This is a genomic window from Prevotella sp. TCVGH (assembly GCF_023522295.1).
GTDB lineage: Bacteria > Bacteroidota > Bacteroidia > Bacteroidales > Bacteroidaceae > Prevotella > Prevotella timonensis.
In genome coordinates this window covers 1-8,441 of the sequence record NZ_QFFX01000089.1, presented here as the reverse complement: position 1 = coordinate 8,441, position 8,441 = coordinate 1, and the positions used below count along the sequence as shown (strand labels likewise).

8 protein-coding genes are annotated in these 8,441 nt (G+C 48.6%); 1 reads left to right on the top strand and 7 read right to left on the bottom strand.

The genetic code is table 11. The features are described 5' to 3' along the window. Positions 1 to 71 precede the first annotated feature (71 nt). From DEM91_RS11530 to DEM91_RS11500, 7 genes are all read right to left on the bottom strand, one after another. Complete coding sequence (locus DEM91_RS11530) at positions 72 to 869, bottom strand: type IA DNA topoisomerase (protein ID WP_249859022.1); 798 nt, start codon at positions 867 to 869, stop codon at positions 72 to 74. A 121-nt stretch (positions 870 to 990) separates the two neighbouring features. After that, on the bottom strand, positions 991 to 1,713 hold the full coding sequence (locus tag DEM91_RS11525; RefSeq protein ID WP_130829448.1) for a hypothetical protein: 723 nt from the start codon (positions 1,711 to 1,713) through the stop codon (positions 991 to 993). After that, positions 1,710 to 2,909: a toprim domain-containing protein gene (locus DEM91_RS11520; protein WP_249859021.1), complete on the bottom strand. Its 1,200-nt coding sequence runs from the start codon at positions 2,907 to 2,909 to the stop codon at positions 1,710 to 1,712. Before DEM91_RS11520 ends, DEM91_RS11525 begins: the two co-directional genes overlap by 4 nt. A gap of 22 nt (positions 2,910 to 2,931) precedes the next feature. After that, positions 2,932 to 4,251: an ArdC family protein gene (locus DEM91_RS11515; protein WP_249859020.1), complete on the bottom strand. Its 1,320-nt coding sequence runs from the start codon at positions 4,249 to 4,251 to the stop codon at positions 2,932 to 2,934. Beyond that, positions 4,232 to 4,459: a hypothetical protein gene (locus DEM91_RS11510; protein ID WP_249859019.1), complete on the bottom strand. Its 228-nt coding sequence runs from the start codon at positions 4,457 to 4,459 to the stop codon at positions 4,232 to 4,234. The genes DEM91_RS11515 and DEM91_RS11510 overlap by 20 nt, the downstream gene beginning before the upstream one ends. Positions 4,460 to 4,509: 50 nt before the next feature. Next, positions 4,510 to 6,282, bottom strand: a complete 1,773-nt coding sequence (locus tag DEM91_RS11505) for a DNA mismatch repair protein MutS (RefSeq protein WP_249859023.1) — start codon at positions 6,280 to 6,282, stop codon at positions 4,510 to 4,512. 159 nt (positions 6,283 to 6,441) lie between these two features. Beyond that, a complete protein-coding gene (locus DEM91_RS11500) occupies positions 6,442 to 7,209 on the bottom strand; it encodes a DUF4099 domain-containing protein (RefSeq protein WP_249859018.1) in 768 nt (255 codons plus the stop codon). A gap of 80 nt (positions 7,210 to 7,289) precedes the next feature. Between DEM91_RS11500 and DEM91_RS11495 the strand changes: the two genes are divergently transcribed. Then, on the top strand, positions 7,290 to 8,363 hold the full coding sequence (locus DEM91_RS11495) for a peptidoglycan DD-metalloendopeptidase family protein (RefSeq protein ID WP_249859017.1): 1,074 nt from the start codon (positions 7,290 to 7,292) through the stop codon (positions 8,361 to 8,363). Positions 8,364 to 8,441 lie beyond the last annotated feature (78 nt).

The window sequence follows — 8,441 nt, the reverse complement described above, 5'->3', positions numbered from 1 at the left end:
GTCCATATGGAAAAAATTAAAGGATTTCTCTTTGCCGTACGACACAGAGAAATCCTAATGACCGATTTGGGTTAAATCATGATTATTCTGTCTTTTTCAGGTGTCAGTTGCAACCGCTTGTAGTACACTGTACCGTCTTCCTTGTAAAATTCGATGCAGTCCCTGGTTACGCCCTGTTCGCAAATTTGCTTCACCTCCTCCACCGATACGGCATGACCGCTGATGTTACGCCAGATAGAGAACTTGCATGGATATTCGGCATTGCGATAGTTAGCACAGTTGTAGGCCTTCAGCCCAACATGCAGGTCGCCGCCGCAATGCGGACACTTTGCGATGCGCGATTCCAGCTTCACCTTACCTTCGGCTATCGACAACGACGAGGCAAACATTTTCCACTCATTTGAGGCAAAGCCCTCCAGGGCGATATGCTTGCCATTCAAGAACGCCACGGCATCCTGCTCTGTAATTCTACGGTTGCAGATAATACCCGGAATCATAAAGTCACACGATGGATGCTCACCGATGGAATTTTCACATCGGTAGCCCTTTGAGGTCTTGCGCATCTTACCTCCACAGATAGGACATACTCCGTCGATGTAATGTACACCTGATGATACCACCACCTTTCCATTAAGGATGACGAGAGCCGCCTTAAAATACTGTCCGTCCCTGTTTTGCAGAGAGAGCACCCCCGTATGACCATGCTTGACAAGTTGCGCTACCAGTTCCTCCGTTATCTCCAAATTAAACAAACGATTAGGGATAACGAATCCACAGGACTGCTCACTGCACTTCCAGTCCTGCTCGTCGTGCACCATTGTACCTCTGCCACAAACAGGGCAAATCATTAAGTTATTTGTATCACTCATATCTTTGTTATTTTTTTAAGTTTAATGATTACAAGGCAAATCCGTTGTTTGCACTGCTCTTCCTCGAAATAACAAAGTGTCGCCATGCAAAAGTACAGAAAAATGCCCATATTCAGACCTCTCAAATATATTTCCACTCATAGATTAGTCCATCCACAATCGCCTTTCCTGACATCACCGTGGCCCAACCTTCAGGGTCAAGTCCAAACCACAGGTCATTCCACGAGTACGTCCTTATCTGCCATGCCAGCAGCCACAGATCGGTGTTGATCGTCTCCAGTTTCGTCACCACCTCATTGGCAATGTAATACCGTTCCGCCGATGACAGTAGGTTTACCTTATGCTTCTCATTCACAGACTTGCCGGTGACATCATAGCCACTCACGTTGTATGTGCCGCTCGTTACCAGTTGTTTCATGAACGGATAGAGCGAAGCCATTTGCGTGGCAGCATCCGTCAGTTCATCAGACACCAAGAGAGCAATGGCCGTTCCTTTCAGATGACCGGGCAGCGACTGGCGCAACAGGCTCATGTTTCGTGGAATCTCTACTGTTGTCAGTTCTGCCGCTCGCTTGATCTGATAAAGGTTCTGCATGGCTCCTTGTGCATTGGAGAGATACGTCAGCATCTTGTCTTCCACCTTGTGCATTCTGTCCATCGCCACAGTGACTGCCGTTTCCGCAGCAATGATTTTCTTCTGTGTCTTCTCGCGGTCCTTGAAAATCTTTTTCAGCATTCCGCTCTGCGCTATCACTGCACCCGTCAGCGTCGGGTCCGTCTGTTGTGCCATCATAGGGCAGAAAGTTAAACTACCCAACAATGATATGATGAAGATTCGTTTCATAAGCCCACCCCTTTCTCTCGGCGGTCAGCCAGATTCCGATCTCTTGCAAACTTGTTTTCTACCGCCACAACTTCCATCTGTTTACCCATCAGCTGGTCGTTCCAGTCCTTGTAGTTCGCAGCAGCCTTCCATTCACCTACATTATAGCGGATGTGGATATGCTTGCGAAGCTCACGGATGGACAGCTGTTCATTAGCAATGGCAAAGTTCTTCGCGCCAACAGTAATCTTCACCTTGTCCTCTTCCTTATGCACATTCAAGCGGATGCCCTCCAGCAAGGCAGCCATGCGGATTCCATAGATACGCCCGGCAAGGTCATTATCAAAACAGTCCATCGCCTTGGCTTCCGGGTAATGCGCCATGATACCCTTGATCTGACTGTCGGAGAACGTGCCACCCAACGATACGAATACCGAATGAGTACCATCTAAGCGAAGGTGATTCAGCTGATAGAACGCCATGATGTCGTAGGCACTTTCAGCGAAATAGACATGTCTGATGTCTGTAGGCTCTCCACCTTGTGAGAGATCAGCAATCCATGCCCCCGTCGTCGAGTTAGTACCAGCTGCCTTACTCTTGAATGAGCCAAAGCCACGGATTTCATAGCCCACCACCTTGTCCTTGCCAGCCTCCGTATAAGGGAAGCCGATGTTGAACTGCTTGTAGGTGGTATGGCTGTTGTCCCTTATTTGCTTGATAAATGGTGCGAAGGTACTCACCGTCTTCTCGTTGATGCCACGCTGGACAAAGAACGCCATTACTTCCGACGGTGCACCATTAACATCCTTCGTTTCATAGCGTTTCGGATCAAACACGGTATTACCCGTGTACCCAGCTTTCGCAAGATACTGGCTATCTCCATAGTCAGGAATCGGCTCATTGGCGAAGTGGGCCATCACCTTGCCGATGATTTCCCACTCGTTTCTTCCAGACTCGTGGAAGCTGCTAAGGTTCTCACGTATCAAAGATACCACATCACCGCCTCTTGCCCCGTTACGCCGGAAATAAGTTTGCGCCGCCTTCTCCTTCGGGTTCTTGATGATGAGCTTGTCCTGATGACCCGTGGAGTCAGACAAGACCATTTCAATGTATCTTCCCACACCGGCCGAGCGGTCGAGACGATAGCCCAGATAATAGGCAATATCATCTACGCCTACCTTTGTTTTCAGGTCTTTGTAGTTTACACTCTGTTTCATAACTGCCTACAAGTATAAAGGGTTATATTTTCATACGATGAGCGTGCTGCTGTGTCTGTGCCATGACCACATCGCCAAAACTTTTTTCCAGCGTATGGGAGAGCAGACGCGCCTTCTCCGTTTCTTCCGAGAGAGAGAAATAAAGGATGCCCACATTTGGGTCAATCGGTTTGAGTCCCAAATCTTGACCTTGGAATGAGGCTCGCACCGCATAGTCACCATCATTTTGCTTGATGATGGCGGCGTTCTCAAAGACGACCTTGTCCTTGGGAATGTCGTTAGAAAGGTTTCTGTTTTTATCGAGCAAGGGCTCTTCACCCAACGCCATTTTCTGCTTGTCCACCTCTTCCAGTACCATGTTAGCAGCCTTGTTCACGTCGGCCATCACCGACACGATGAACTTAGGATTCTCCTTGAGAGTGGAGATCCAACTATCGAGGTAAGCCGCATTGTTGTCCAGAATACGCTTGTCAAAGCCCATTGAGTTGCCTACCATCGCTGCCGTCAGCTCAGCCACCAGTTCCTCCTTGGCGTATTTCGCATCGCCAAACTTCTCATGGCTGCCCCTGTTCAGCCGAGGTTCCGTACCGGTGGAGTGAGCCATCTCGTGCAGGGCCGTGGAGTAGTATTCCATACCGTCCTTATAGACCTCTTCCAGTGTCTTGCCGATGTTGAACTGCTCTTTCTTTGGAATGACGATGATGTCCTTGGAGGGTGAGAAGTATGCACCGGGTACCTGCTTGTCATATTGGATAGGACAAATCCACTCCTGCTTCTCAAACATACGGTCGAGTGCCTTGCTGGTAAACATCCCATCGGCATCACGCAGCTCTGGTGGGGCAAACAGCTTTTTGAGAGCTTCCATCTTGTTAGGCTTCACCTCAGCCAGATTGGTCTGATCGACATTGAACACATTGAAGGCTTTCAGGAAAGGAATGGTCTGCACCTGCATCCGCTCTGCAAGGCTCATCTTGCGGTAGGCCTCTTTAGAAACTTTCTTACCATCCTTGTCCCTTGCCATGATATCCCAGTAGAGCACCGGCATAGCCGACTCACCTCTCTTCACATGTGCTCCCATGTCGTTGGCCTGCTTGAAAGTAAGGTACACGGGCATGGAGTAGCCACGGAGAGCCGTGTCCAGTTGGAGAAAGAAAGAGTTACTTCCCGAATATCCACGCCCAGATACATTCTGCGGCATGGCACCAGGGGCAGTAGCACTGCCAATCCACCCCTTATGCCAGCCAACGGACTTCATCTGTTCCATGCGCTCAACCATCATCTCCGTGAACCTGTCCACGGCTTTCTGACCGAGCGTCTTTGTTTCAGTTCCAGCTGTAGTCATAGTCGTCCTCCGCCAAGATTTGCTTATCTTGCATATTCAGTTCCACCGACTCCATATAGAACTCTGCGGTATCTTCGCTGGGATGGATGTTGTGTTCCTTGCACCACTGCATGAAGTCGTCCGCATGTTCACCTTCAAGCGTGAACTGTAGCCATCCTATCCGTCTGTCCTGTTTGAGCTGGACCAGCTCTTCAAAACTATATGCCATTTTCTTTGAATTTATGTTATCTGTGTTCATTATAGAAATCCCCCCAAGGGCTACATTTTCAGTCCATTGCTGATAGCCTGCTTCTGACCCGACAGCAGCTTGATGTCCTCTGAGAGATATTTGGCTGCCAGCTGTTCACGAGTGACGGTCTTGGCTTGGAAGAGAGAAAAGCCGTCGTCAAAGGAAATCGCCTTCTTGTCCGTGCGTCCGTTCTCGCCCACGGCAGCTGAAATCTTCCACTTGCCGTCCATGTTGTCCTTTGCCACCCGGATATCCTCCACTTTGATGTTGGCAGGGAGCTGATAGACGGCGTAGGCCGATGCCAGGTGCAGCCGTTCGCCAAAGTTCTTTTCCACCAATGCCGCCGGTGTCGTCACGCGGTCGAAGAAAGCACTCTGGTCTTCTTTGGTCATAGGAGCCGACATTCGCTGGTCGCCCACCTGGGCATAGAGCTTGTACTTGCCATAGTCAGCCCGCTGCTCATCTTTCTCCTTATACACTGTCATCTTGTCAATCACCCTGCCGTCAGATAGGATGTTGGCGGCCTTGTACTCCTCGGCAGATACTTTAGGAGCCAGCTTTGTGGGATAATATTTCTGCATCATATTCTCCACCTTCGCTTCCCGTTTCTGATAGGCAGCGATGTCGGCAGCGTCCATCTTCATGGGGTTGAGCTGCTTACCATTGAGCTGCGCCACATAGAACCAGTCGGCTGGATTCACCTTGGACTGGAAGGCATGGGCATGGGAAACCTTGTCGCCATTGACCGTAACCATCTGCGGCTCACGCGGCCGGTGTTCCTGCTTGACGGTTTCCGTTTTTTCCACCGATTTTCCTTCCTCTTTCTTTTCCTGTGCTTTCGTTTCCGCTTTCTCCGACACTGATTTCTCTACACTTTGTTTCTTCTCCAGACTGTCCACGATAGCCACACGAAGACCAGCCCGGATGAGTTTGGGCAGATTCGTGTCCAGCGCATGATGGGGAAATGTAACCTGCAGAGAGCCGTCTTCTGCCTTGGCAGGCTTGTTCGCTTTGAGCCCCAATGTGTCAGCCACCTTGGAGGCATCAGCGTTCAAGGTTGTGTAGAAGTCTCCCGTTCTGAAGAGCAGGATGGCATCAGGGTGCATCTCCTTCATGTTCTCGTACAGCTCTGCCAGCGTCTTTGACTTCGGGAGCTTTGTCGTTTTCTTTGCAGCTTTTTTCTCGGTTTGAGCCGTCGGCTCTTCCTTCAGGGTAGCTTGCTGCTGCACCTCTTCTTTTTTCTTACTTGCCATATTGTTGTCAATTAAAGGGTAAATATCCGACTTCCATTTGTTGGGCGTGAATTTATGCGTATCACCGAGTACCGCCATCAGCGTGTCCTGTCTGCCCATTGCTTCATATGCGGCCATTGCCGTATGCCCGGTGTCGAGTACATTGTCAATGAGTATGGGTATCTTGTTCCTGGGTAGCCTGCGGATGCGATAAAAGTAGAGCGGCACCTCATCGAGCGAGCCATTGGTTTTCTTCACCAAATAAAGCGGATCGTGAGTATTGCTTGCCAGCGCATCTATGACAGGCAGGTGCAGTGCCTCGCTTATTTTCTCGGCCAGCGTCTTGGTGTAACCGGCCCTGCCGGTGCGGTTTGGGATAGGTACCAGTACCACCTGCTTGTCTTTAGGCATGACATTCCTGACTGCCGCAGTCATCATCGCCGCAGCCTTGGCAATGGCCATGTCGTCCCCAGCTTTCACCTTTCGGGCAATAGGAGCAACTTTGGCATAGCCAGCCACGGAGCTGACGATGTACTCGAAATCAAGATTTTTGTATTTCTTTCTACGCACCTTGCTTGTCGTGATATGCTTTAACGCTACGGTTCTACAACAGAAGAACTCGCCAATAGAGAGGAATGTTAAAGCACTCACTGGCTCTTATGAAAGTGACAAGCCGGGAGCAGAATATTAAAGAATCCCTTGTTTGGGAGGATGGTTATTCGTCTTGTGCTATCGAATCAAGCCTGTATGCTGCTTCTTTTCGATAGACTCTGAGCGGTTGTTGGTCATGGCTTGACGTTCCACCACTTTCTGGTATTCCCAGCGGTTTTCGTCGGTCATCACATAACCCATAAAATCCTCGTGAACATCATCGTAGCGCATCTGTTGCAATCGTTTCCACTCTTTCATGTCGCCGTTGACAATTTTGAAGCCTTGTGGCTCACGTAGGTCAACGCCCACCGTTACCTTGGTGTCGCCGAGAGCCAGTTCCACAGGTTTACCTTCCTGCAAAGCCTCCTTTTGATTGGCACCCAGCTCGATGTCCTTCACTTTATTTCGTGTTTGTAGTTCTGTCTCGATAGGAATGCTGGCCACATTACGGTGCATGAGCGAGTTTGTTTCCTTATCCAACTGAACAAATCTTACTTTCCTTTCTCCCTCCACGTCCACTTCCTTGCGTATTACCTCGCCAGACAGCACTCGTTGGAGCTCGTTTTGGTTAAGTCCTAATTCATTGGCAATCTCTCTACGGAGTGGGTAAGTCATCAGTAACACCTGTTCGTTATCATCCAGTACGAATTGGGCTTTCATCGGTAACTGTATCACCTTGCCATTTGATGTTTCCGTGTTGGCCATGAAAACAGGCGTTACCTCTCCACAAAGCAGCGGAACTTTCAGAGCATCAGGCATCAACGCCAGTTTCTCCTCGTTGATACCCAACTGCTTCAATTTGTCTAAAACAGTTCCTTGGGCTTGAAAAGTCATCACATCTTCCATACGTTAAATGTTTGAAGGTAAATTTGTAAACGAAAAACCCGAAAAGCGGGCTCCGCACTGAACAAAATTATCAAAAGAAGATGAATATAAGACAACGATACCGATTATTTCTGATCGTCACTGCTGCCATGTTTTTTAGTAGTGATATGGCAGCACAGTTTTTTACCCTCAGGCCACAGATAGCTACAAGGCAGAAAATGGCTGTAAAACAAAGAGTTACGACACAACAAAAGGACACTATAAAGGTTCGTCCTATGGATATTTCGTTCCAGACAGGAAACGGCATGGAAGTGAGTATCGAAAAGGATGTACCACTGTTTGTCAACGTGAAGGACTCCCTGCTTTTTGGCGTAATCAGACAGCGTATGAATGTTTGCTTACCCCTTGACTTCCTGAAACTCACTTCTGCCTATGGTTATAGAAAAGACCCCGTGAGCAATTGTACTGCCTTTCATAACGGCATCGACCTGCAATGCAACCACGCCCATGTCTATGCTATGTTGCCCAGTATCATCAAGAAAGTACACTATGGCAACAAAGGCTACGGCAACTATATCGTGTTGGAGCATGGCATCTTTGAATGTCTGTACGGACACCTTAGCATGATAACCGTCCATGAGGGCGATGCGGTGACGGCAGGAACCATCGTGGCAATATCAGGGAATACAGGTAAAACTACAGGACCACATCTACACATCAGACTACGAAAGGAAGGCAGAAGTGTGGACCCTAACCATTTTGTCGATTATCTCAATGGTTACATCACTGAATTACAAGATAAAATGGCATATCTCCGTTTCGGCACAAAGCCAGACCGAGCGTTGAACATCAAAAACCTGATGGCCGTTCTCCGTCAGTATGATGTGAAGTTCCCCCAAATCGTAGTGGCACAAGCCCTGCTTGAAACAGGTTACTTCACTTCCAGAGTCTGTCTTGAAAACAATAACCTCTTTGGACTACGTCGTCCCAGCAACGGCAACTACTACACATTCAGCTCATGGGAAGAGAGCGTGAAGGCCTACAAAGACTATGTGCAGTATAAATACAAAGGTGGTAATTACTACGATTTCCTGAACAGAATCGGGTATGCGGAAGATGGTGGGTATATCAGTAAGGTAAGGAGCATTGAAGAGAGTATTTTCCTTAGAATATAAAATATTGCTGTCCGGTAAAACTCAAAAGAGCATAAATATCCTCCCCGAAGCCCAGTAAAATTGGACTTCGGGGTTTAT

Excerpts from the sequence above, each read along its gene's own strand:
- DEM91_RS11530 (WP_249859022.1), bottom strand. The coding sequence starts at position 869 with ATGAGTGATACAAATAACTTAATGATTTGCCCTGTTTGTGGCAGAGGT.
- DEM91_RS11525 (WP_130829448.1), bottom strand. The coding sequence starts at position 1,713 with ATGAAACGAATCTTCATCATATCATTGTTGGGTAGTTTAACTTTCTGC.
- DEM91_RS11520 (WP_249859021.1), bottom strand. The coding sequence starts at position 2,909 with ATGAAACAGAGTGTAAACTACAAAGACCTGAAAACAAAGGTAGGCGTA.
- DEM91_RS11515 (WP_249859020.1), bottom strand. The coding sequence starts at position 4,251 with ATGACTACAGCTGGAACTGAAACAAAGACGCTCGGTCAGAAAGCCGTG.
- DEM91_RS11510 (WP_249859019.1), bottom strand. The coding sequence starts at position 4,459 with ATGGCATATAGTTTTGAAGAGCTGGTCCAGCTCAAACAGGACAGACGG.
- DEM91_RS11500 (WP_249859018.1), bottom strand. The coding sequence starts at position 7,209 with ATGGAAGATGTGATGACTTTTCAAGCCCAAGGAACTGTTTTAGACAAA.
- DEM91_RS11495 (WP_249859017.1), top strand. The coding sequence starts at position 7,290 with ATGAATATAAGACAACGATACCGATTATTTCTGATCGTCACTGCTGCC.